Origin of the sequence: Allohahella sp. A8, assembly GCF_047946665.1 — a bacterium.
Classification (GTDB): domain Bacteria; phylum Pseudomonadota; class Gammaproteobacteria; order Pseudomonadales; family Oleiphilaceae; genus Allohahella.
On record NZ_CP172312.1, the window covers coordinates 3,433,510 to 3,457,880 of the forward strand.

Annotated in this window: 21 protein-coding genes; 11 read left to right on the top strand and 10 right to left on the bottom strand. The window is 56.7% G+C overall.

The genetic code is table 11. The annotated features are described in order from the left end of the window. Positions 1 to 139: 139 nt before the first annotated feature. On the top strand, positions 140 to 775 hold the full coding sequence (locus ACH3PB_RS15370; protein ID WP_416396274.1) for a hypothetical protein: 636 nt from the start codon (positions 140 to 142) through the stop codon (positions 773 to 775). Positions 776 to 1,036: 261 nt separating this feature from the next. Further along, positions 1,037 to 1,324 (top strand): Lpp/OprI family alanine-zipper lipoprotein, encoded by a 288-nt coding sequence (locus ACH3PB_RS15375; RefSeq protein ID WP_416396276.1) that lies wholly within the window; start codon positions 1,037 to 1,039, stop codon positions 1,322 to 1,324. A gap of 70 nt (positions 1,325 to 1,394) precedes the next feature. Here the strand turns inward: ACH3PB_RS15375 and ACH3PB_RS15380 are convergent, their stop codons facing one another. Continuing rightward, complete coding sequence (locus tag ACH3PB_RS15380) at positions 1,395 to 2,378, bottom strand: L,D-transpeptidase family protein (protein WP_416396278.1); 984 nt, start codon at positions 2,376 to 2,378, stop codon at positions 1,395 to 1,397. 294 nt (positions 2,379 to 2,672) lie between these two features. Between ACH3PB_RS15380 and ACH3PB_RS15385 the strand changes: the two genes are divergently transcribed. Beyond that, positions 2,673 to 3,338, top strand: a complete 666-nt coding sequence (locus ACH3PB_RS15385; RefSeq protein WP_416396280.1) for a GntR family transcriptional regulator — start codon at positions 2,673 to 2,675, stop codon at positions 3,336 to 3,338. A gap of 21 nt (positions 3,339 to 3,359) precedes the next feature. Here ACH3PB_RS15385 and ACH3PB_RS15390 read toward each other — a convergent pair whose 3' ends face one another. Continuing rightward, positions 3,360 to 3,911, bottom strand: a complete 552-nt coding sequence (locus ACH3PB_RS15390; protein ID WP_416396282.1) for a hypothetical protein — start codon at positions 3,909 to 3,911, stop codon at positions 3,360 to 3,362. Between the two features lie 112 nt (positions 3,912 to 4,023). On the opposite strand from ACH3PB_RS15390, the gene ACH3PB_RS15395 reads away from it, so the two are divergent. After that, positions 4,024 to 4,224 (top strand): CPXCG motif-containing cysteine-rich protein, encoded by a 201-nt coding sequence (locus ACH3PB_RS15395; protein ID WP_416396284.1) that lies wholly within the window; start codon positions 4,024 to 4,026, stop codon positions 4,222 to 4,224. Here the strand turns inward: ACH3PB_RS15395 and ACH3PB_RS15400 are convergent. After that, entirely contained in the window at positions 4,221 to 6,497 is a 2,277-nt protein-coding gene (locus ACH3PB_RS15400) for an ATP-binding protein (RefSeq protein ID WP_416396286.1), read from the bottom strand. The two genes, ACH3PB_RS15395 and ACH3PB_RS15400, sit on opposite strands and share 4 nt — an antisense overlap. A gap of 179 nt (positions 6,498 to 6,676) precedes the next feature. Here ACH3PB_RS15400 and ACH3PB_RS15405 point away from each other — a divergent pair, with 179 nt between their 5' ends. Together ACH3PB_RS15405 and ACH3PB_RS15410 are read left to right on the top strand one after the other, a co-directional pair. Next, positions 6,677 to 8,836 carry a hybrid sensor histidine kinase/response regulator gene (locus ACH3PB_RS15405; protein WP_416396288.1) on the top strand — a complete coding sequence of 720 codons (2,160 nt, stop codon included), beginning with the start codon at positions 6,677 to 6,679 and terminating at the stop codon, positions 8,834 to 8,836. Positions 8,837 to 8,883: 47 nt separating this feature from the next. Beyond that, positions 8,884 to 9,495 (top strand): response regulator, encoded by a 612-nt coding sequence (locus ACH3PB_RS15410; RefSeq protein ID WP_416396290.1) that lies wholly within the window; start codon positions 8,884 to 8,886, stop codon positions 9,493 to 9,495. Positions 9,496 to 9,525: 30 nt separating this feature from the next. Here ACH3PB_RS15410 and ACH3PB_RS15415 read toward each other — a convergent pair whose 3' ends face one another. The 7 genes from ACH3PB_RS15415 to argH form a co-directional block, all read right to left on the bottom strand. Next, on the bottom strand, positions 9,526 to 11,130 hold the full coding sequence (locus ACH3PB_RS15415; protein ID WP_416396292.1) for a GGDEF domain-containing protein: 1,605 nt from the start codon (positions 11,128 to 11,130) through the stop codon (positions 9,526 to 9,528). 172 nt (positions 11,131 to 11,302) lie between these two features. Then, a complete protein-coding gene (locus tag ACH3PB_RS15420; protein ID WP_416396294.1) occupies positions 11,303 to 12,142 on the bottom strand; it encodes a DUF484 family protein in 840 nt (279 codons plus the stop codon). Between the two features lie 47 nt (positions 12,143 to 12,189). Beyond that, positions 12,190 to 13,020: a diaminopimelate epimerase gene (gene dapF / locus ACH3PB_RS15425; RefSeq protein WP_416396296.1), complete on the bottom strand. Its 831-nt coding sequence runs from the start codon at positions 13,018 to 13,020 to the stop codon at positions 12,190 to 12,192. Next, positions 13,017 to 14,315, bottom strand: coding sequence for a diaminopimelate decarboxylase (lysA, locus tag ACH3PB_RS15430; RefSeq protein ID WP_416396298.1), 1,299 nt, complete (start codon positions 14,313 to 14,315; stop codon positions 13,017 to 13,019). Before lysA ends, dapF begins: the two co-directional genes overlap by 4 nt. 2 nt (positions 14,316 to 14,317) lie before the next feature. Continuing rightward, positions 14,318 to 14,698, bottom strand: a complete 381-nt coding sequence (lptM, locus tag ACH3PB_RS15435; protein WP_416396300.1) for an LPS translocon maturation chaperone LptM — start codon at positions 14,696 to 14,698, stop codon at positions 14,318 to 14,320. Then, positions 14,592 to 17,714, bottom strand: coding sequence for a class I adenylate cyclase (locus tag ACH3PB_RS15440; RefSeq protein ID WP_416399473.1), 3,123 nt, complete (start codon positions 17,712 to 17,714; stop codon positions 14,592 to 14,594). The genes lptM and ACH3PB_RS15440 overlap by 107 nt, the downstream gene beginning before the upstream one ends. Continuing rightward, the gene (gene argH, locus ACH3PB_RS15445) at positions 17,603 to 19,039 is read right to left on the bottom strand and encodes an argininosuccinate lyase (RefSeq protein WP_416399474.1); all 1,437 of its coding nucleotides are present in this window, start codon (positions 19,037 to 19,039) and stop codon (positions 17,603 to 17,605) included. Before argH ends, ACH3PB_RS15440 begins: the two co-directional genes overlap by 112 nt. Before the next feature lie 187 nt (positions 19,040 to 19,226). On the opposite strand from argH, the gene ACH3PB_RS15450 reads away from it, so the two are divergent. The 5 genes from ACH3PB_RS15450 to ACH3PB_RS15470 all read left to right on the top strand — a co-directional run bounded on the left by ACH3PB_RS15450 (position 19,227) and on the right by ACH3PB_RS15470 (position 24,365). Then, positions 19,227 to 20,360, top strand: coding sequence for a sensor histidine kinase (locus ACH3PB_RS15450; protein WP_416396301.1), 1,134 nt, complete (start codon positions 19,227 to 19,229; stop codon positions 20,358 to 20,360). Further along, a complete protein-coding gene (locus tag ACH3PB_RS15455; protein WP_416396303.1) occupies positions 20,357 to 21,109 on the top strand; it encodes a LytR/AlgR family response regulator transcription factor in 753 nt (250 codons plus the stop codon). Before ACH3PB_RS15450 ends, ACH3PB_RS15455 begins: the two co-directional genes overlap by 4 nt. Before the next feature lie 85 nt (positions 21,110 to 21,194). Beyond that, positions 21,195 to 22,208: a hydroxymethylbilane synthase gene (gene hemC / locus ACH3PB_RS15460; protein WP_416396305.1), complete on the top strand. Its 1,014-nt coding sequence runs from the start codon at positions 21,195 to 21,197 to the stop codon at positions 22,206 to 22,208. 15 nt (positions 22,209 to 22,223) lie between these two features. Then, positions 22,224 to 23,000 carry a uroporphyrinogen-III synthase gene (locus tag ACH3PB_RS15465; RefSeq protein WP_416396307.1) on the top strand — a complete coding sequence of 259 codons (777 nt, stop codon included), beginning with the start codon at positions 22,224 to 22,226 and terminating at the stop codon, positions 22,998 to 23,000. Positions 23,001 to 23,015: 15 nt separating this feature from the next. After that, the gene (locus ACH3PB_RS15470) at positions 23,016 to 24,365 is read left to right on the top strand and encodes a uroporphyrinogen-III C-methyltransferase (protein WP_416396309.1); all 1,350 of its coding nucleotides are present in this window, start codon (positions 23,016 to 23,018) and stop codon (positions 24,363 to 24,365) included. The last annotated feature ends 6 nt before the right edge of the window (positions 24,366 to 24,371 follow it).

Below are 24,371 nucleotides of genomic sequence, written 5' to 3' on the forward strand. Positions count from 1 at the left end.
CTTGCCAAGCTTGTCCAATTCAGAGATGCTGGACTTTAGTACATTTACCTATCCCATCCGGATGGCATAATCTGGTTATGTAGCGCGTCCAGACGGCACGGCAAATGTCGGACACATCATGTACAGCTGAGGTTTTATAATGAACACGACGTTGTTTGGCGATGAGGTGGCGAGCGTTCTACCCTCGATATTGGTCATGTATGGCTGTCTGCAGAACCGCAAGGACGCTGACGCCTGTGCCTTACCCGGCGGCAGTGTAGAAAACAGTTATCCGGTCGAAATTGGGGTGATGCGCTCTGATGGAGACGCATTCTGTGCTCTGATCCAGCCGTGCCAACACTGGAAACAGCTGCCGGAAACCGCTTCGAATGTGCATTACATATCGCCTGGTCTGATCCATCGTCACGGCATGACTGTGGAGGCTGTAGCTGAAGGTCTCAATCACAGGTTTTCCGGGCTTACGCTCTACAGCGAGCAGCTCGATCAACACACGACATGGCTCGACATGATTTTCGATGCTGCAGATATTCGTCGTGAGTTCGATATCGTGGACCTGGCGTCAATGCTGACCACCCGCCAGAAGGACATCTGGCCTGCCACGGCAAAGCGGGTACGCCAGATGCTGGGTTTCACCCGCCAACGTGCCAGTTCCGACGCGCGCATACTGCAGACGACTTTCCACTGGACCTTGAATAATGAAGCGTTCCACAGTGACAGGCCTGCTCTGTCGCGGGTCGTGGCGCCGCGCAAGACGTTCAACCAGGGCGTCGCCTGACGCTTTACAGGCTGTGGCCGGCCCTGTCGTCCTGACTGACGATCCGCCACAGACCGTGCCTGCCGACAGCAGTCGAGCAGGCAAATACCGGCTAAGTCTTTATACCTACAAAATAAAAGCCTTGTTCACAATCTTTTATTCCTGTTAAAACTGTCTAAACTTGAGCTGGATCGATCAATAATACATTGCTGGACTAGCGACGTATCATTCTCGAACACACAGTTCTTCTCGACCATTTGCAAATTTTCACGGGGATACTTCATGAATAGATTTCTAGCCTCCAGTCTGATGATCGGCTCACTGGCACTTGTTGGTTGTGCGAGCACACCTGACGACGAAGCAGCCGGCAGCTCAGCGATGCAAACCGCCGAGAGCGCACAGTCAACTGCCGATACTGCATCCGGTAAGGCAGACAAGGCGCAGAAGCGTGCTGATGAAGCCTACAAGAAGGCCGAAGAAGCAATGGCTGCAGCAGTAGCTGCTCAGCGTGCTGCCGAGCAGGCCAGCCAGCGTGCCGATCGCATGATGGAAAAGTCTAGCCGTAAGTAAGACTAAGTATTCAAAGAGCGGCTGTCGTTAATTCGCCAGCCGCTTTTTTTTGCCCGCCTTCAACTGGGTCCTAGCGGCTTCTTCTTACCACTACCCCCACTTGAACCACTTTTCCTGACGGATTGAGCATTTCCGCTCTAACCTTCGAAGCATCAACTGACAAAGCTGAGTGAGCATCGAGACTCGCTTCCAGGCGGGCCATTTCAGCCGAAAGTGCCTTGCCTATCGCAGCAAGATCGTTATCGGCACCTGGATGAATCTCGATCCAGACCTGGGCACCATCTACCGCTGCTTTTACCGGCTGATTGATGATCCGCACCGGCAAGCCTACCGGAACGGCCTTGATGAGGCGTTCGATATCCCAGTTGTACAGCCTGATGCAGCCGTGACTCACCTGCATGCCGATACCGATTTTCTTGTTCGAGCCATGAATGAGATAGCCGTCCGATTTCAGCTTCATGGCAAAGGGGCCGAGCGGATTATCCGGACCAGGCGGCACCACCATCGGCAGGACCTCACCATTCTCCTTCAGGTGCTCCTGGCGAATGGATTTCGGCGGGTACCAGGCTGGCTTCTCAAGCTTGGCGATGATGGACGAATCGATCACTGGGGTTGGAAAATCGGCAGTACCCACACCAATGGGAAAACTGAGCACGGCACCTTCATTGGGCCGGTAGTAGTAGAGCCGGTACTCGGGGATATTGACTACGATTCCTTCGCGTTGGCCCGCCGGCAGGATGAAGCTACCCGGCAGATCCAGCAGGCTACCATCCTCGGGGACCCAGGGGTCGACGGTGGGATTGGCAGCTATGAGCTCGTTATACCCAAAGCCCAACAATTCAGCCAGGTCCACGAAGGTATCTTCGGAACTGATCTTGATGGTGTGGTCAGCGCCGATAATGGCGCTCTTGCCATTCCAACGGTACAGCGCGGGGGTGCCTCTGAAACTATCAAGCGAAGAGGGCGCCGAGTAAGCGGGCTCTGGCACCATTGGGGACAGGGCAACGACAAAAGCTAGAATGACACTACGATAACGAAAAAATTTGCTGGCCAAGTATGGAACTCCGAACTTCTGAATTTACAGATATTTAATCTGGATAATCTAAAACTGGTTTTAAGTATGGTTACAAAACATTGTTGTTTCATACAGCTTTGCGCTGGAAAAAGCCTTACTTACCGCTAAGCTTGGTTCAGGTTATGTCATTTGTACATATCCTTTTCTGCTGCGCTTGCGGAGCCCTTCGGCTCCGCTTTTTTATGCCAGAAATATTGTCGTGCGCCGCATTTATGGTGTATTACTGGCCGGCGCAAACCCTCATCCTGAGGCACAGACAGGACATCCATATCAATGCAGTTTTCAGCGAGGGAGACGCTCACCGAGCAAGTTGCCCAATATCTTGAGGATCAGATCGTTCACGGACAGATGCACTCCGGAGAACGGATCATCGAAAGCAGCATGGCCAAGAAACTTGACGTCAGCCATGGCTGTGTTCGAGAAGCCCTGCTTCTGATCGAAAAACGCTACCTCGTCAAAATCGTCCCGCGGAAAGGCACCTTCGTTACCACGCTTGACGAAGACTTCGTGCGGGCACTCTATGAAACCTTGCTCCTCATTCTGGGTAATACCGGCCGCAAGCTCGTTCGCGAGTGGCGCGATGAAGACATGCAGCACATGGAAGCACTCTACCTCGAAATGAAGGCCTCCTTCGAAGCCGGCAAGCTTCAGCGCTTTCATGAGCTCGGCATCGAATATACCCAGGCCTCGCTGGTATACGCCCGCAACCACTTCATCGTCGAGATGATCAACAATCTCTGGCCATCTGCAAAACGCTGTAGTTTCCTGGCCTTGCAGCAGGGCCCGCAGATCATTTATGACAACCTCGACTACATGCGGCGCTCGCTCGACCTCATTCGCACTCACGACGAAGTGGGGCTTATCGAGCTACTCGAAGCTTATGGGACGAAGCAATGCGAACAGGTACTGGCCTGCATCAAGCCCAAACGGCCACTCTAGCGCGAGCGTTCGCGTCCAGGCCTACTTGCTTACGCTGAGATGGGAAACATCCGGAACCACCGGTGTTGACTCAACGCTTTTCTGACCCATGGTGCTGCCTGTTGGCGCCAGATCGAAACTCACCGACTGCAGGATTTCCGCCGGCGCCGTGTCGCGCTCCGGCCCCATCCGACTGCCTACTGGCGCCAGGTCCCAGTCGATGCCCGCGAGAATGTCGTCGATGACGCTGTGTTCCGCTGGCTGACTAGTCGACGCTTCAGCCACCACGGAGGCTTCCGCCGATGCAGCAGCGTTCGCTGTCCTGGTCTCCGCGGGCGCTGCTGCGGTCTCATGCAGCGCTCTGTCACGGAGCTCACATTCGGCGCCTTGGCGGGTGAGCGCCATACGATATTTTTCGGCGTCCTCTTCCGTCAGTCTGCTTTTCAGCACTACCGCCTCACCGGAAAACATTCTGGCCAGCTGGGCATCGTTGGCGTTGAAAAGCCGCTGCAGATTCATTTTCACCTGCTGGAGATTGAACTGCGGCAGCACGCGTCCGGAGAAAACGAGATCAAAACGAGAAGAATCCGACATTCCGACCCCTATGGCGGCTGTTATTTGGTTGCGGTTTGAACGATCAGGCTGTTACATGAGTATAGACAGTAGATGGTCGATGCCAAAAAATTAATCGTAGGAGGAACTCGCCATGGCAAGTGTAGAGAGCACGTTAATCAGCTGTCCGAACTGTGGAGAAATGATTTCGATTCTGGTCGACACCAGCGAGGCTGGCGAGCCCTACGTCGAGGACTGTCAGGTCTGTTGCCGGCCAATCAGGATGACCGCGGTATGCGATGATATGGGCCACCTGCTGCACGTCGAAGTCAGCAGCGAGGATGAAAGCTATTAGGATTCTGTCTTATCGGTGCCGTCCGCGGGCGCAGCGGTGTCGTCAGTGTCGACGCGACCCTCATCGTCGAGTGCGGCCATGAGGTCGTCATAGGCCAGCAGGATTGCGTTCATCGCATCAAGATCAAATTGGTTCACTGCACGCAAGAGCGATTGGGCATAGTCAATCACGTTCTGCTTGTCGAACTGTATGCCCAGGGCTGTCAGCCGTTCGCCGAAACTGGCTGCCTCCTGTAAGTCGCCGCTATCCAGCAGGTAGTCATGCAGCTCCCTGAATTCGCCAGCCAGCAGTCGTTCCAGCCGCCCCTCTCCCTTCCGGTGACCGTTCGACGACGCGGCCGTACTCGCTGACTTGCGTGGCGTCCGCTCAGCTGCTCCGTTAGCCGGCTCGGCACTTGTAGCGACGGGCTGATTGATCGAAGCGACTGTGCCCAGACCCTTCGAATCAGCGGCGCCTGCTGGTTCGTACCGGGTGGTTATCTGCAGTGGCTCTTCATCCTCCTCCTGCACGACCAGCACATGATGCAGCCGAATTTCGAAGCGGGCCCCGCTACCCTGGTCGCTTACCAGCCCAATCTCACCATTCATCATCTCAACCAGCTTCTTGGTAATGGCGAGCCCGAGGCCGGTGCCCCCATACTGTCGGTTGCTTTGCCCTTCATGCTGTTCAAAGGCATTGAAAATCCGTGCGTGCTGGTCCGGCGCTATACCGATGCCGGAGTCTTCCACGGCGATGACGAGTTCAACCGTGTTGCTTTTTGGCGCGCCAGGCACCGCTGCTACCGAGAGGGCGATGTAACCCTTGTGGGTAAATTTGATGGCGTTGCCCACCAGATTGAGCAGGACCTGACGGATCCGCACCTCATCCAAATTCAGAGCAATGGGAACCTCCGGGTCGACGGTAACCCTGAAGTCGAGTTGCTTCTGTGCGCAGCGCGCTGAGAATAGTGTGGCCACATCATTGATCAGACGCCGCACATCGACCCGGCCGAGCTCAATACTGATCTTGCCGGATTCAATTTTCGAGAGATCGAGAATATCGTTGATGACTGAAAGCAGTGCCCGCGCACCCTTCTTGACGGCATCGATGTAAGACTGTTGCTTGGCATCCTGAATCAAGCCCTCCAGCAGCTCGGTATAACCGATGACGGCGTTCATGGGCGTGCGAATTTCATGAGACATGTTGGCGAGAAACTCACTTTTGGCCTTGTTGGCAGCTTCAGCCTCCTTGGCCAGCACTTCCGCGCGCTTGATGGCCGACCGCAGACGCTCCTCGCTCTTGCGCAGGCGGACTTCCGACCGCATGCGCTCGTCAATTTCTCGCGACAGCTTGCGGTTCCAATACAGGAAGATGGCCACCACCAGCGCAGCAATTCCAACGACACGCCACACTAGACCGTAGTCGACCGCCTCTTCATAGCTGAAGCTGAGCCAGTTTCGGTAAATCGCCTGCTGCTCATCCGGCGTGATTGTCAGCAGCGCCTTGTCGAGAATGCGCTTGAGCATCGGCGAATCGCGACTCATGCCGATGGCGACTTCATAGGTGTAAGGGGTAATGCCCGTCAGCTTGATATTGCTGATGCCAAGACGGTTGACTAGGTAGGTAATACTGGGAATATTGCTCACAAGCACATCGATTTCGCCGTTCGACAGTGACAGCAAACCCTCCTGCAGCGTGTCGACGAAGAACATGTTGAGCTGTGGATGATTGGTGAGCAGGAAATCCTGGCTAGCGTAATTCTTCACCACTGCCACCCGCTCGTTACCAAGATCGTCGAGAGACCCCACGAAATTCTGCGAGTCTCTTACGGCCATGACGATGGGATAGCTGAGCAGGGTGTTCGTGAAGCTCATCTTGCCACGACGCCGGGGCGTGACGCCGACTGCTGATACCATGTCGATGGTACCATCCTCGAGACCCTGTATGGTCGAAGCGAAGTCATTGGCGGCGACCCGTCCAAATTTGTAGTTCAGGCGTGACTCTAGCAACGCGACGTAGTCGGCCACGATGCCGACCACATCACCACGGTCGTTACGCATTTCGAAGGGGGGCCAGTTTGGGTCGTTACCAATAATGAGCTGTGGCTGAGCATTCAGCCATGAGCGCTCGAAGGGTGTAAGCAGATCGGTAGTGCCCGCCACCTGCCCCTGCTGCTCACCGGCTGGCTGGCTGTCTGGGGCCGCTGCAGCGCCAATTGGCAGCATGACAGCGGACACAAGCGTGAGCAGAATCAGCGCGCACTGAAACCCGCGCCTGCGGAAAGCATCGCGCACTGTGACACAGCCTCTGTTATTGGATATTCGTAACATTATGGGCGGGCAAAATGATATAGTCTGAAAGTTTTAGGCATTCTGATCCAATTGGGTCAGCAGGGTTCCGCCGGTCGACATCCGAACGGGAAATTCCAGTGCTCCGGATGATAACGAATTTATGTCACTAACGTCTGTAGTCAATGCTCAATAATAAGGCACCCATCCCTTCGATCCTCGTGCCAAGCCTGCTCAACAGGTTCCTGATCCTGCTCGTGGTCATGACGATCGCGTCGCTGTCGGCCGTATGGTTCGCCTTCAGTCAGGTCCTGGCCGATCGACAGAAACAGGAAGTCGCCACAGCGGTGCACTTTGTGCTGCCGCAGATTTCTGCCGCCGTGAAGAATGGCGATGAAAACGCGGCATTTATTGGTCTACGTACGCTGAACGATGTATTGCCCATAAAGGTGGCACAGATTTATCGAGAGCGCGAAACCCCATGGCTGGAATATCAGCCTGAGCGCACCGATATATCAGGCTTGAGTGGCAAGGGTGCCGGAGACGCTGCCGACTCGCTCGATCTCGCTGGCATCACCAGCAAGGACCTGACCAAGATTGGCGGCGATGATCCTGATCTTGCCTATGACACCCAGATTTTCGATTTCAAGAGCCTGCCAGTCGACACCGGCGAGACCGGCCGCGCGCTGAGTGCCGCCGAACGTAGCGGCTACCTCAAGTTGTACCTCAAGCCTGCCAACACCGTGCAGGGCGTTTTCCAGGCGGCGAGGCTGCTCATCGGGTCCCTGCTGTTACTATTCCTTGGTCTGGCTTTTTTCTATTACCAATCCTTGCGCTTTCGCATCGAAGGTCGGCTGCAAGGCCTGCTGCGGCGCCTTGCCAATCTTGAAACCCACGCACCGGCCCGCCACCTGCTTCCGCTGAGCGGGAGCACCCAGGTCCGCGATGAGTTCGATATGATTGCAGCGCACTACAATCAGCTGCTGCTCGGCGTAGACAGCCTGCAGCGTAAGGTGAAGTCGCTGCAGGAACAGATCCGGCGCAACGAAACCGAAGTGGAACAGCAGGTCCAGCACCGCACCGCGGAAATTCGTAAGCTCAACGAGCGCTACCTCGAGCAGAAATTCGACGCCCGCAACTTTGCCCTGAAGGCCAGACAGGCACGTTGGGAGGCGGACAAGGCCAACCGCGACAAGACCCGCTTCCTGGCAGCAGCCAGCCACGATCTCAGGCAGCCGCTCCACGCCATGAACCTGTTCCTCGAGGCACTGGACCGTGAGGTCCGCAGCGAGCGCGGACGGGGCATCTATGAAGACCTGCAGAAATCGCTCGAGTCCATGCAGAGCATGTTCAACTCCCTGCTCGACATCTCACGTCTTGAAGCCGGCGTTACCGAGGCCAACATGCAGCCGGTCGCGATGCAGGATATTTTCGACAAGCTGGAACTACTGTTCCGACAGTCGGCCGAAGACAAGTCGCTGGACTTGCGGATACTGCCATCCAAGCTGCTGGTATGTAGCGACCCCCAGTTGCTGGAACAGATCGCCCGAAACCTGCTTTCCAACGCGATCAAATATACTGAGAAAGGTGCCGTACTCGTGGGCTGTCGGCGCGAAGGTGCCAAAGTGCGCTTCTTCGTGATGGACCAGGGCATTGGTATTCGCAAGAGCAAACAGGCGCAGATCTTTTCCGAGTTCGTTCAGCTGAATAACGAGGAGCGAGACCGCAGCAAGGGTATCGGCCTGGGTCTGGCCATCGTGAAGCGCGCCTGCGAAGTGCTCGATCATGAAATACGCCTCCATTCGGTCTATAGCGAATGGACACGCTTTGACATTATCCTACCGCGGACCTACAGCCTGCACCAGGCCCAGCTGCCGCAGACTGCGGCTTCGGCGCTCAGCAGGTTCGATGGACAGAAGGTGCTGGTACTCGATGATGACAATGCCGTTCTGCTTGCGATGAGCTCTTTGCTCGAAAGCTGGAACCTGCAGCCATTGCTGGCTCAGACCGTCGCAGAGGCAAAAGACTTCTGCTCGAGCAGAAGTGACAAGCCGGACTTGATCATCAGTGATTATCGGCTGCAGAATGGCGCATCAGGCATTGAAGCTGTGCAGCAGCTCAATGAGATGCTGGATTCGCCGCGACCTGCGCTTATCATCACCGGCGAAACGGCGCCCGAGCGAATCAGAACGGCAACGAATTCAGGTTTCCAGGTCATGTTCAAACCTGTGAAGCCGGCCCGCCTGAGAGCCCTGTGTCAGACCGCCCTGTCCAAGCGCGCAGCCGCCTCGAATGGGGCGGTCGGTCAGCTGAGTGAAGCAGTCGCTGCAAGTGGTGGCGCCTGAGTCCAGACGCCGGGTTCCGATAAGATTATTTTTGAAAAGGGTATTCCATGAATTTCGCAATTGCCGACGATCACGGTATTTTCCGGAGCGGACTCAAGCTTATTCTTCATGATCTCTATCCGGACTGTGAAATACAGGAAGCCGCCCAGGGCGACGAGGTCCTCGAGATTCTGAAGAACCACGATGACATCGAGCTTCTCCTGCTCGATTTGCGCATGCCTGAAAGTAGCGGTGTTTCGTTGTTACAGCAGTGTCGCGAGCAGTTTCCCGAAGTACCCTGCATGGTGGTCTCGGCCAGTGAGGAGCTCACGGTAATGCAGTCTGCGCTGCAGAATGGCGCGATTGGCTATATTCCGAAGTCTTCTAGTAACAGCGAAATTGCTGAAGCCATCAAGAAGGTCATGAGCGGCGATGTGTATATTCCGCCTCAGCTCAAGTCGGTAAAGCGGGGCGATCAGACACTCAATATCAATCTGACGCCTCGCCAGCTCGAAGTGCTGGGCCTGCTGGCCGAAGGCATGTCCAATAAGCAGATCGGCAACCAGCTGCACATTGCGCCCGGGACAATCAAGGCGCATATCGCAGCTATCTTCCGCGAGCTTGAAAGCGTCAACCGCACCCAGGCTGTGCGGCGGGCACGAGAACTACACCTGCTCTAGCGCCCCACTCCGGGGCACTTCCAGCCGCCATTAGCTGGCGGCCACGACGGCGTTGCGACCGTTATCCTTAGCCTGATACATGGCGCCGTCGGCACGGTCGAACGCTGTCTGGCGGCTGTCGCCTTCCGTGAATTCAGTCACACCAAACGATACCGTGATCTGAACCTGCTCGCCACGAAAGTGAAATGGCAACTCACTGACCATTTTACGCATCTTCTCGAGCGCGATTTCTGCCGCTTCAAGCTTCGTTTCGGGAAAGATGATAACGAATTCCTCACCACCATAACGGGCAAAGAAATCTGTTCTGCGCAGACGCTTGGCCAGTTCCTTGGCAACGATCTGAATTACCCGATCACCCGCCAGATGCCCATAACTGTCATTGATGCGCTTGAAGAGGTCAATATCACATACGGCCACGGTCAATGGATTCCGGTATCTCGACCAGCGTTGAAATTCCTCCTGAATGCGCGTCTCGAAAGCTTCTCTGTTGGGCACACCAGTCAGGCCATCAGTCAAGGCCCGGTTGCGTTCTTCCTTCAGACGAATCTTGAGCTCAGCCGTTTGAGCCTCAAGTTCTGCCGTCTTCACTTTGAGTGAGGCAAGACTGCTCAGTAGCGTCTGCTCTCGCTGATCTTCATGTTCTACAAAGGCGTCGAGGGAGGTGATAAGTATATCGAGATGGGTTTTCACTGAGTCCTTTAAATGGCTCAGATTATTTGCCTCCGCCACGTCGCTCTGTATCGTCGAGACCTGCTCCTTGATGGCCTCGTGGAAGTTCTGCTTACTGCCAAGAGCATCCTCATGATGCTTGTGAGCTTCGGTGATGAACGCGTGAATACCTGAGAGACGATCGTCCAGCGAACGCAGGAAGGTCTCGAAGTCGCGTTGCCCCTTGCCGAGCGCAGCGATGACCAAAGCCGCAACTTCATCGAGTAGCAGCATGAGTTCACTATCGCTGGCGCCTGCGAGAATCTTCTCGCGGGCCTTCTCCAGATCCCGAACGGCGCTGTCTGGTAGCGTCATTGAAGCCAGAAGGTGAAGCAGGGTTTTCTGCACATGCTCACCGAAGGACGAGAGACCGGGGGACGAAGGCAGGGTTTCGAGGTCAGTGGAGAGCATCCCTGGCGGCAGATCATCAAAGCTGCTGCCGGTTGTGCTACTGGACTTGCGCAAGACGCTGGCTGGCTTGACCGGAGCCGTAGCGCTCTGCTTGCCATCGGAAGAAAGACCCGCTAACAAGCGTCCAAACAGGCTCGGCTTCTTGGTACGGCGCTCTTCTGCGGGTGGCGCTGGGCTCGCAGCCGCACCACCCGCTCGGCGATCAACGAGTTGCGCCATTTCACCAAGCACTTCAATGCTCGCATTGCGGGCCTCATCCAGCTCTAGAACGCGCTTCTCTATGCGTTCGAGTTGTTGAGTAAGCTGGCGTGGTGAGGTGCCTGAGGTGCGCAGAAGGCTTCGAAGCTCTTTGAGGTCAGAATCAAGCGAGCGATTCTGACCCTCCGCAGCCAGGCTGACCCGAGCCACCAGGCGCTGCATGATGCTGATCATCTCCGAAGCTTTGCCTTCTTTCTCATCCCATTGCGCAAGAAGGTCGTTATATTTGGTTTTCCAAAGATTCTGGTCACTACTCACGGGCATGCTCTTCCGTTTTATGATTGTTATTTCTGCCGGAAACTCTGCAGATTGCCTTGAGTATAGCAACAGGAAAGGGGCGTGCGAGTCGACTGTTTGTCCGAATAGGCACGGACACGAAATTCAGGTGGGCGGCAGGACGGAAAGCGGATCTGGAGAGAGATCCGCAGCCTCAGGAGCTGCGGAGCGCCATGGATTCCTTATAGAGCAGAGGTGGCAGTAACCTTGAGAGGGTGTCAGCGATGTAGGTCAGAAACATGGAGCCCATCGAGCTATCGAAATAGTCCTCTTTGCGGCTGCCAATGCTGAGCACACCTAAAGGCGACTCATACTGCAGCGGAATGACTGCGCACGAACCGACTGATTCGGACGACACCGGAAACAGGTACTCACGCTGTTTTGCCGTCAGACGACCAAAGCTGACGCGACCTACAGTAAGCATGTCATCCAGCACCTCGATCGCTGCATCAGCGGTTGATCGCTGCACGTTACCTGCTCTGGCACCAGATCGGGGTGATGCGCCCTTGATAGCTTCGTCGAAGATGATCAGCGAACAGAAATCAACGCGGAAGTCACGGAGGAAACCATCCTGCAGTACCACCAGAATCTCATCCAGGGTTCTGGCTTCGAGCAGACTGGTCAGCAGGCGCTTGGATTTGTTGAACAACTGATCATTTTCGCGGGCGGTTTCGATCAGGCTATTGAGCTGCTGCTCATAGCTGTCTCGCTGGGCACGAAACACGGCGACCTGCTTCTCGATCAGAGAGATGGCCGCACCTGACTCATGTGGAAGCCGAAGTTCTGTCAACAGGTCTTCGTGTTCAAGAAAGAAGTCTGGATTGGCCCGGAGATAGGCGGCAACATCAGCGGCCGATGGTGCACGGGGTTTTCCCTGGCTACCACGACCTGCTGTGTCTATCGAGCTTGCACCACCTTCGGCGGCGGCACCTGCTCCAGAGGCCTTGTCGGCAGTCTTGCCAGCGCTATTCAGTCTGGCGGACGATTCAGTCATAGCGTTTCCATAATTGTTTTGAGTTACCGGCCCTGCCGGATTGGCGTCTATATATCAACGACACCTTCGAACACATGTGTTGCCGGGCCAGTCATATAAACCTTGGACCCTTCTCCTGCCCAGCTGATATGCAGACTGCCACCTGGCAGCTTGATTTCAGCTTCCGGCCCAAGCAGCCCTTTCAGTCGGCCATAAACGTGGGCCGCGCAGGCGCCGGTTCCACAGGCAAGTGTTTCCCCGACGCCACGTTCGTATACCCTGAGTTTAGCGAACTTTGCGTGAACCACCTGCAAAAAGCCTGCATTTACTCGCTGGGGGAAATCCCGATGAGCCTCGATACGCCGACCAACCTGTCTGACCGGAAACAGGTTGATGTCGTCTATGAGCATGATTGCGTGGGGATTTCCCATCGAAACGGCGCCGATTTCGAAGCTGTCGTCTCCATCCTGTATCACGTAGTCCACGCTCTGTTTTTCAGCTTTAAATGGGATTTCCATCGGCTCGAGCACAGGCACGCCCATGTCGACCCGAATCATCCCCGAGGGCTCGACATGAAGATGAATCACACCATTTCGCGTCTCGACCGCAATACGGTTCTTGAGCGTAAGGCCCTTGTCCCTGACAAACTTGGCGAAGCAGCGCGCACCGTTGCCACACTGCTCGACTTCCGAACCGTCGGCATTGAAGATTCGGTACTTGAAGTCGATGTCCGGCTGCTCCGGCGGCTCGACCAGCAACAGCTGATTGAAGCCGATACCGAATTGACGGCTGGCGAAGCGGCGGATGATCGGGGGTGTCAATTCAATGGACTGACTGATGCCATCGAGCACCATGAAGTCGTTGCCCAGGCCATGCATCTTGCTGAATGGCAGCTTCATCCGATCAAGACCTGCTCTGGCAGGATCTGCTCGCCCGCAAACAGATCAGTAACCTTTTCCCGCTGACGGACAACATAATGCTGATCGCCAGAGACCATGATTTCAGGCGCGCGCCCACGGGTGTTGTAGTTCGAGGACATCACAAAGCCGTAAGCACCGGCAGAGCGCACAGCCAGCAGGTCGCCATGAGCCAGACTGAGCCTGCGCTGCTTGCCCAGGAAATCACCTGATTCACAGACCGGCCCGACGATGTCAAATTCGGCCTCGCGGCGACCGGCTTCAGCAGTGTCGGCTGCTGGCTCGGTCACGTGAACAATCTGCTGATGGGCGTTGTAAAGACTCGGGCGGATAAGATCGTTCATTGCGGCATCGACCAGTGCGAAATGACGGCCCTGATTTTCTTTCAGATATTCAACTCTCGTCACGAGAATGCCCGCATTGGCTGCGATGGAGCGCCCCGGCTCAAGCAACAGTTTCAGCCCGGAACCCTGAAGCCGCTTCACAATGGCTGCAGCGTAGTCGCGGGGATGTGGTGGTGTTTCAGTTGTGTACTGCACGCCAAGCCCGCCGCCCAGGTCTATATGACTCAGCTTAATACCCTGTTCAGAGAGCTCTTCGATCATAGCCAGCACCTTCTCGAGGGCATCGAGAAAGGGGGCCGTCTGGGTAATCTGAGAGCCGATGTGGCAGTCGATTCCCGTGACTTCAAGCGAGGCATGGTCGGCCGCAAATCGATACATGGCCCGCGCATCGTCGAAGCTGACTCCGAACTTGTTTTCCTTCAAGCCGGTTGAAATGTAGGGGTGCGTGCCGGCATCGACATCAGGATTGACTCGCACGGATATCCGCGCAGATGTGCCCATTTCACTTGCCACATCGGCGAGCGCACGAAGCTCGGCGAAGGACTCGACATTGAAACAGTACACACCAATCTCCAGCGCCCTGCGCATCTCGTGGGGCTGCTTGCCTACACCGGAAAACACCATACGGTCAGCCTGACCACCGGCAGCGAGCACCCGCTCCAGCTCACCGATGGAGACGATATCGAAACCTATACCGAGCCGAGCCATGATATTCAGCACGGCCAGGTTTGAATTTGCCTTGACGGCATAGCAGATCATGCCGGGATAATCGCCAAGCGCCGACTGATAAGCCTTCACATGACGCGTCAGCGTTGCAGCGGAATAGATATAGCAGGGCGTCCCATAGGCTTCTGCCAGCGCCTCGACAGCGCAGTCCTCTGCGAACAGTGTGCGCCGTCCGTCGGCATCGGTGCGGTATTCGAAATGATCCATAATCAGCTGCTCGCGTGCAGGTTGTGAACTGGAGAGGAAGGCGGAACTGGTGTCGATGCCAGGGCCGATAGCGAATCACGTGGCGGCATGATCAGATCACCCTTCTGTCCGCAGGACAGGAGCAGCAAGCTGGCGCTGAAGATAACGACGAGTGTGGGCGACAAGGCAAGTATCCAGTCTGTTGATTGAAAGATGAGATAGCGCGACCTTGGCCGCGCGCACCCCGAGTATACATTTAGAGCAGTGAGATAAAAACGTCCAGCACTGATGGCCTCGTCAGTCGAGGGACCCTGTACTGGCACACTTCCAGAGGCCTCGCTCGATCCAGTCACGACACTTGAGGTAATCGGCAAGTTCACGCCCGATGCGGTCACCCGAGGCATCCACCGGCAAGCTCAGATCCACAATCGCGAACGGACGCAACGCAGACTTTCCGTTCGCGCCCGTGGCAAGGTATCGCGCCAGCTCCACAAGACTACCGTCAGGGCCAGTCTTGTGGGTGAAGACCATATGTTCACAATAAAGATCAAATCCAAGGATGCAGCCGTTGAGCGTGAAACTGTCCTGCCCTCGATCCGCGGCATTCATTACATGCGCAATGATGCGAATACCTGCCAGCTGACTCTCCCATATCGGCTGATCAAGTGAAAGCTGGCTGACCCGACGAGTAGTCTGGCGAGACAGTTGCTGGGCATTCTGAGCCTCGTCGCGAGCCGAGACAGTGAGGTTGCGGGAGACAGGCAGATCGCCCACCGCAAAGCAATTGACCTGGGATACCGGACTTTCCGATGCACTGTCGATCTGCATCTGCAGCTTGTCCAGCGCGTTACGGATGAAGACCAGCAGAGCATTGCTGCAATACCTGCCCACCGCGTCGAACGCCCAGTGATTACTCCAGCTCAGTTCTCCGCTAGTGAGTGTACCGAACTCATCAAAAACCCAATAGACGGCTCGATTTACTGGTGAGTAGTCGAAACAGAGCTGGATCGCCTCGGCTTCGTTCAGTGGAGCGACCGCCTTGAGTGAATGCCGGGGCAGCGCGTAGTCATCCACAACAAGCCTCATGAATCGCGATTTCGGCCGCGCCAGCGCGTGGACGAGGGCATCGGCGTCATTTAGCGCAAGCAGCTTCACTTCCGCACTCTTGCCTTCAGCCGCCACCTCGCGTTCCAGCAGGAAGAGACGCTTATCCTGTTCGATGACATAGCGATCCCATGATGTCGTCAGTAGTTGCCGACACAACTGACCCACCCGCTGCGAGAGCGCCAGGGCCCTGCTGTGACAGAAGCAGACCACCACCGGGAGTGTCTCGCTTTTTGAGGCCAGCAGGAAGCGCAGGCATTGCATGAGGGTGTCGCCGCTCTCGAAGCGCAGCACCGATACCTCGTTCCAGCTATTGCTGATGAGCAGGTCCACGCTGCTTACCAACCCGATACGCTCTTCTGAAAACGACAGCGGATCCGTGCGATTGGACACCATGCTCAGACCTTTTTCAGTAAGCCTGCCGAGCGGATCAACGCCAACATTGAGAAATATGATGGTCTTGCGCAGCGTCGCCGGCTCAAGATAGGCCGCCTGAGGTGCAGCAGGCATATCGCTCGCCGTGAAGCCGATTTCACTGTTGAGCGTTTGTATGAGCTGCTGCAGTTCGGCTAGCGAAATGGCGTGATAGGCATGAAACTGTTTCGCTTGCTCTTCATCGCGGCTATCGTCGACCACCATGCGAACACTGGTGTGCGGACGCAGCTGGCCGTTGAGATGGCACCAGGCCAGGAGCTCGATCAGGCTCTCTGAATCGCGCAGCAATTGATGGTCGCCATTCCTGACCTCCCATTGTGCGCCGCCCTCGTTGATCTTCAGCTCGAAAGTCAGCTGCTGTTCACTCAGGTCCGAATTGATACCCGAGTTGATGAGCTCCAGCTTGCCCGCCTTGCGCTGGAACTGGGCATACAGCTTTCGCCCGAGCAGATGGACATCTCTTGCGCTGATCGCTGCCGTCGACTGTCGACTCCGCGCCAGGGATGAAAGAAAGCGATAACTGGCCGTCAGCGCCTGCACCAGTTTACGCTGCTCGACCACCACCTCATTCGTCTTCCACTGACCGTGACGATCGAGGTAGCGCAGGAAGTCATTGGACCAGTCGAAGCTGTCGACGGTCTGCTGCAGCAGACGGGCCTTCCAGTCGCCCCTGGCGCTGCCGGCTTTCGTCGACAGCCTGGTCCCGGCCTTCATGTAGAAACTCTGACGAACCAGCGCAAGTCGGTCCGCCATGTTCAGATGCGTGAGACAGCGCTCGAGATACCAGTACAGCATGAGGTAAGGGTCGAGCTGATCTGCAGAAACCTCATCCCGGTAGATCTGCGCCTTGAAGCTGACACAAAGCGGCATGGTGGACACCTCAGGCGCGTCGGTCAGTTCGCTGCGTCTGGCGTAGCACTCCATGAGCGACAACTTGAGCAGCGACTTGTAGGGCGAGTCGATGCTCTTGTACAGCTGCCACAGACCGGCGCCGATGAACTCGTTCTCGGGCACTTTCGGGCAACCGCCGAAATCCACGTAGTCCCGACTGCGGATGAACCGCTTCTCTGCCAGCAGGCGCGCCGTGGCATCGTAAGTCTGTTCGCAATCCGGCGGTATCAGCCACCACAGTGGCCAGGCGCCAGCGAGATAGACACAGGTTCGGTAGAATTCATCGAGTAGCACATAATGTTGAGCAGTACCTGAATCTTCACTGTCCGCCTGTCGCTGCTGGGCCTGCTTGCGAAATCGCGCCGCGTTCAGAGGGAAGAAATGCAGGTCTATGCCCAGCTCTGCTGCAGCCGCAGAGACCGCCTTCGCCTTGTCGCCGAGCGCATTGACGGCCTCGACTGTAAGCCCGTTGCGATACACCAGCCAGACGTCGATATCGCTCGTGCTACTCTGCGCCAGCGTCCCTGGGCTGCCCATGACGTAGAGGCCGATGACGTCCGGTCGCGTGAGCGTGTCCGTGGTCTTGTGCTGAAAACTGCGCGACAGCCGTTGCAGCTGCTTCATGCGCGGCTTGTCGATCGTGAAGTTGACGATACCACTGGGCGCCGAGCGGCTTGTAAAGCCCGGCAGCAGCGGATGATTGACGTGAAAGAGTACCGGCACAATGTTGAGAAACACCGACTGCCGTTCGTTGTACTGTTCCAGTATTCGTTCGAAACGGGTCTCCGAGAGCGTGAGAAAGCGCTCCCTGAGAATTTTCAGTTCCTTTCGGTCGACACCGGAGCTGTAATCCGGAGCCAGTGGCCGGGAGCGACCCTTCAGGAGCGCGCTCCTGATCGGCGCTCTTCCACCCAGGACAGCGTCGCGCTGGCCGCCTCCGCCACACGATCCGGCGCCGTGCCCCCAGGAAGTTTCCGTGCCTTGACCGATCCTTCCAGTGTCAGCACTTCATTCACATCGGCGGTGATGGACGAATGGAAGGACTGCAGCTGCTCGAGCGGCAGATCTGAAAGGTCACCACCGTGTTCTACGCACCAGGCCACAGCCTTACCCACGACCTCGTGAGCGTCACGGAAAGGCAGCCCTTTCCCAACCAGATAGTCGGCGAGATCTGTGGCGGTCGCAAAGCCGCGGGATACGGCCACCCGCATGGCTTCTGGGTTCACGGTAACGGCTGCCATCATGTCGCGGAAGGCCGTGAGCGAGTTACGCACGGTATCAACTGTATCGAACAGGGGCTCCTTGTCCTCCTGATTATCCTTGTTATAGGCCAGAGGCTGCGATTTCATGAGGGTCAGCACAGACATGAGATGGCCGTAGACACGACCGGTCTTGCCGCGCAGCAACTCAGGCACGTCAGGGTTCTTCTTCTGCGGCATGATTGACGAACCGGTGCAGAATTTGTCCGGCAGATTGATGAAGCCGAACTGGGCAGAGGTCCAGAGAATGAGTTCTTCCGAGAAGCGCGACATGTGCATCATCAACACACTCGCGAAGCTGCAGAATTCAATGATGAAGTCACGGTCGCTGACGGCGTCGAGCGAGTTGGCCGACATGCTTTCAAAGCCCAGTTCGGACATGGTGAGTTCACGATCGAGCGGATAAGGCGTACCTGCCAACGCCGCCGAGCCAAGTGGCATACTGTTACAGCGGGCACGACTGTCAATGAGTCGACCATGGTCACGCTTGAGCATTTCTGCCCAGGCCAGCATGTGATGGCCGAAGGTGACCGGCTGCGCTGTCTGCAGATGCGTGAAGCCCGGCATGATAGTGGCGTACTCCCGTTTGGCCAGCTTGCCCAGAACTTCTACCGTGTCCAGCAGCTGGTTCGCAATGGCATCGATTTCATCACGAAGAAACAGGCGAATATCAGTCGCGATCTGATCGTTACGTGAGCGGCCGGTATGCAGCTTCTTGCCAGCAGCACCGATCAGCTGGGTCAGGCGGGATTCGATGTTCATGTGTACATCTTCGAGTGCTATCGACCACTGGAACTCGCCGCGGTCAATTTCAGCCTTGATCTCGCCCAGACCCTTTACGATGGCTTTGTGGTCCTCATCGGTAATGATCTTCTGGGCTGCCAGCATCTTCGCATGAGCGAGCGAGCCTTGAATGTCATAGTCTGCGAGCCGCTGGTCGAAAGTTACTGAAGCGGTGAAGGCCTGTACGAAGGCGTCGGTCGCTTCAGTAAAACGGCCGCCCCAGAGTGCAGCATTGGTGGGCGTGGCGGTGGAAGCACCTGCTGGCGCCGGCATGGAATGGGTCGACTGGTCTTTCGGATCGGCCATAGCGGTTCAATGTCTCTCGTAATCGTTTGAAATGGGAAACGCCGGAGGCCAGTGGTCTTACGAGCGGTGGCAGGGCGAGGAGTTATTCTGGCTGCTATTCTCTTCATACAAATTGGCTGAGTGCAGTCAAGTATATCAAAGAGGGCGCGATGGCGTGAATGCTACAGAAAGGCCTGCAGAATCAGGGAGTCCCAGCTTCCTGCCCGATATATGTCAGCGCCACGCCGTGCTGCCGATCATACTGGGTGCCCTGCTTGGCTCGGTTCTGTTCACCTTACTGCATTCCGGGCCAGGCCATTTCGATACGATCTATTTTTCGCTCACCGCGCTGTTCATGCTCTGGGTGGTGCTTACCAGCATCTTCCTGGTGTGCCGGATGCAGTCGCTGGCCCAGCGTCTCAGCATCGCCTGGCAGGGGAGCCTCGCCTGGCTCATCAGTATTGTGGTTACGGTCATCTATTCCACGACTGCCGCCCTGCTGTTTCCTGCGCTGATAAAGCAGCTCGCAGGCCCTTTTCAGTTTGTGCTGCACACAGCCCTGATCAGTGCACTGGTCACTGGCCTGATGCTGCGTTACTTCTATCTTCAGTTCCTCACCAGCCAGCGCAGGGAGAGTGAACTCGAGTTCCGTCTGGAAGCGTTGCAGGCCCGAATTCGTCCGCACTTTCTGTTCAACAGCATGAACTCGATTGCCAGCCTGATACCAGAGGACCCTGTAGCTGCAGAAGCCGCCGTGCTCGACCTGTCAAAACTGTTCAGGGTGGCGTTGAGGAAAACTGATCAGCTGATCTCACTCGCTGAAGAACTGAGCATCTGCAAAGCTTATCTCGATATCGAAAAGCTACGCCTGGGTGATCGGCTCTCGGTGGAGTGGCCGAGTGAGCTACCAGGGTTCGCAGCCAATGGCAGGCTGCCACCACTCACCTTGCAGCCCATTGTGGAAAACGCGGTTTATCACGGCATCCAGCCGCTGCCCCAGGGTGGTACGCTCAGCTTGCAGCTGTCGGAACGGGACCGCTTCTGTTACGTCATGATCAGCAATCCCATCGCCGCACCACAGCTGCATCCACGAAGCGATGCGAGCCGACTGGGCGAGGAGGAAAAACGAAGCAGTTCTGGCAACCGCATGGCGCTCGACAACACCAGGCAGCGTCTTGCAGCGGCCTTCGGCGATGCAGCTGTACTGAAAAACAGCCGCACCGACGACACTTATACAGTGACCGTGCGCATGCCGCTGCACAGCCAGACCACGCCATTCGGCCTGATCGTGGAGCCGCGAAGCGCATGAGTCTCAAGCTGCTGATCGCCGATGACGAACCATTGGCCAGAAAACGTATCAGGCGCCTGCTTGTCGATACCGATTATCTGGTCTGCGCGGAAGCCGTAAACGGTGAGCAGGTTCTCGAACTGGCCGAAAGTTTCAAGCCGGACATCGTGCTGCTTGATATCCGCATGCCGGGCATGGATGGCCTGACGGCTGCGCGCCAACTCAGTCGGAATACGCGGCCTCCGGCGATTATCTTCACCACCGCCTACGATGAATACGCACTTGCTGCGATACAGGCCTCGGCGAGCGCATACCTGATGAAACCGATAGAAAAGGATGATCTTCTACAGGCGCTGGCCAGGAGTGTGGTCACCAATCAGGCCCAGCTCGCCCGACTGGGTGCACTGCAGTCAGGCCCGTCAGATGAGCATGGTACAGATTTCATCACCGTCGAAAGCGCCAGAGGGAATCACCGCATTGAGCTTGCCGATGTGTTGTATGCGCGGGCGGATAGTAAATACGTCACCCTGAGGCACCTGAGCGGCGAAGCCGTTTGCGACCTCTCACTGCGTCAGCTCGAAGAACGCTACAGCAGCCACTTCATCAGGATTCACAGAAACACCCTCATCAATCCGGCCTACCTGAAGGCATTGTCGCGTATAGAAGAAGGTCAGTATCTTGCGTCACTCCGTTTCGCGGACGAGCAGCTGCCGGTCAGTCGCCGCTTGCTGCCACAAGTACGAAGCGCGCTCACGGGCAATACTGACTAAGGCGAAAGCATGCCGAACGTCGGCAGGTCTGGTAGCCTGTGCGGATAATTCGCGATCCGTTCAACGCTGACGAAAAAGAGAGACCATGGAACTTACCATCGCCACCCGTAGCAGTGCGCTAGCCCTGTGGCAGGCTAACCACGTGAAACGGGAACTCGAAGCCCTCAACCCGGGCTTGCAGATCCACCTCCTCGAAATCAAGACGCAGGGCGACATCATTCTCGATGTGCCGCTGGCAAAGGTTGGCGGTAAGGGGCTGTTTGTGAAGGAGCTCGAAACTGCGCTGCTGGCCAACAGAGCAGACCTGGCCGTGCACTCGATGAAAGATGTGCCGATGGCCTTTCCAGAAGGTCTGTACCTGCCGGTCATCACCGAGCGCGACAGCCCTTACGATGCCTTCGTCAGCAACAGATACGCCGATTTCGACGCGCTTCCAGCGGGCGCTGTCGTCGGCACCAGCAGCCTTCGACGGGCAGCCCAGATTGCCGAACGACGGCCGGACCTGTCGATCAAGAGCCTGCGAGGTAACGTCAATACACGTTTGGCCAAACTCGACGACGGTCTGTACGACGCTATTATTCTCGCCGCCTCAGGCCTGAAGCGACTCGGCTTCCATGAGCGCATTCGAAGCACCCTGCCTGCTGAAATTTCCCTGCCTGCTGTTGGACAGGGCGCACTGGGCATCGAAATCCGCAGCGATGATGAGCGGGTAGCCCAGCTTATCGAGCCGCTGCGACATCGCGAGACCAGCCTGATCGTGCGATGCGAACGCGCCATGAATACCCGCCTGAATGGTGGCTGTCAGGTGCCCATCGCAGGCTACGGTGAGCTGATTGAGGACTCACTCAAGCTCAGAGGGCTCGTCGCCGAGGTCGATGGGAGTCGAATTCTCCACGCCAGTGACAGCCTCAGGTTGCAAGAGCACTCACCTGCGAAGGGCGTGCCTGAGCTTCAGGGACTGGAACCCGCAGCGTTCGAGAACCTCTGTCAGGCTGCAGAAGTCATGGGGGTTCGCGTGGCAGAGAATTTGCTGAGCCAGGGCGCCGGCGCCATACTCGACGCCGTATATGGCGACTCGCCTCCGGATCACCGACGCTAGACAATGGTGGCGCCGATGCAGCCAAAACGTATTCTGCTCTCGCGGCCGCTGGTCGAACGCGACGATGGTCAGCGGATTCAGCAGCCGGAAGATCCGCTGTTGACGAGTCTGCAGCATAGCGCCGACGTCATGAATTTTCCCATGCAGTCATTATTGCTGTATTCAGCGCCTCTGCCAGCGCAGCGGAAGTTCATCACCGATATCCACTGCTACGACAACATCATCGTAACCAGCAAGGCAGCTGCCAGACAGTTGGTGGACTACCTCGACCAATACTGGCCGCAGGTGCCAGTGGGCCTGCCACTCATGGCACTGGGCAGTGGTACGGCTGAAGCACTTCGCACCCTGAGCCAGCGCATCCTGCTGCCGCAGGCGGGGCACAGCTCTGAGCATCTGCTGGCGCTCGCCACGCTGCAAAACGTGACGCATCGCCGAATCCTGCTGGTGAAGGGCCAGGGAGGACGCACGACGCTTGCCGAAACATTGATGGCACGGGGCGCAAAAGTCGATACGTTACTGTGTTATGAGCGTAGGAGTCTCGAGCACTCGGCAAATGAACTGGAACAGCTCACGCGCTTCGCTCCCACTCATGTCGTCGCGCTTTCGCTCGAGACACTGCAGGCCTTGCTGCAACTGAAACAGCTCAAGCTCACGCAGGCGCTGTTTTTGGTACCCAGCGAGCGGGTGGCTGAGCCACTGCGGGACGCACATGTTAAATACAAGGTTACGGATGATTTACGTCCGGCCAACATGATAAAGTTGCTGGGGCTCGAACCCGCAGCCGGGACATAAAAAAAAGGATGTAACGTGGCAGACGACACACACTCAGACAAATCTGTGCAGAATTCTGAACAACCCGCCGGAAGCGCTCCACTGGCATCCGGTGCCCCAGCCAGACCGGCCGCGGGCACAGTGAACAATCAAACCTCGAACACCAGCACCAGTAACGGAATTACTGCAGACAGCACCACTTCGAGCGCGCGAGCATCCAGCGCAAGCACTCGACCCAGTGCAGGCACTTCCAGTACTACACCGCCAACCACTCACACAGCATCCCCGGGAAAGACACGCGTCTGGCCGCTCTGGCTCGCGTTCCTCCTGCTGCTGATAGCGCTGGGTGCTGCCGGCTGGTACGCCTGGAATCACCTGAAGTCCTTGCGCAGCGACATCGACCAGTCAGTAGAGAGCCAGCTCTCCAAAGTCGAATCCACCACGCAGCAGGTCAGAAGCGACCAGAGCGCATTCACCTCATCCATGAGCAATCTGCAGCAGCAGTTGCAGAACTATGATCAGCGAATTGACGAGTTGTCTGCCCAGCTCGACAAGACTGCCCAGCAGTTGCTGGCCGATCAGGCTACCAGCCGAACAGACTGGTTACTGGCGGAGGCTGAATATCTGCTGCGTCTGGCGAACCAGCGCGTGCTCCTTGAAAAAGACGTGGAGAGTGCACTTGCCATTCTCATTGCGGCCGATGAAGCGCTGAAAGAAACCGACGAAGTCGCCGTTATTCCGGTCCGCAAGACCATTGCCTCGGAGATGCTCGCACTCAAATCACTCGGTGAAGTCGATGTCACCGGCGCTTATCTCAAGCTGGAAGCACTTGCGCAGCAGGTTGCCAGCATGGATGAGTCGCTCATGCTCAAGGAATCGCCGCTCGCGAAGCAGACAATGGAATCAGGCGAAGGCCTGGTGATCAATCCTGATGCTGAGCAAGCCGACACTGATACTCAGGAGCAGGCTGAGCAGCCCTGGTATACCAAGGCGCTCTCGACCGCGCAGGACACCCTCAATCGCTTCGTCATCGTGCGCAATCTGGACGAGCCAATCGCTCCCCTGCTCGCACCCGAGCAAACGCACTATCTCCGACAGAATCTCCGCCTCATGATTGAGCAGGCTGAGCTCGCCTTGCTCGAGCAGAATCAGGCAATCTATTCAAACAGTCTTGAAAAGGCCGAGAAGTGGATCCGCAGCTATTTCGTCGCCGATAGTTCGCAGACGAAGGCGCTCCTCGATAGCATAGAGAGCCTGAAGGCGATCTCGGTTGATCCCGAATTGCCTGATATCTCAGCCTCGCTGAGACAACTCAAGGGTTTGCTCGAGTCGGTCTACCAGATCGGGCCGAAATCCAACCCGCCTTCAAACGAAAGCGGGGAGTAACGCTAC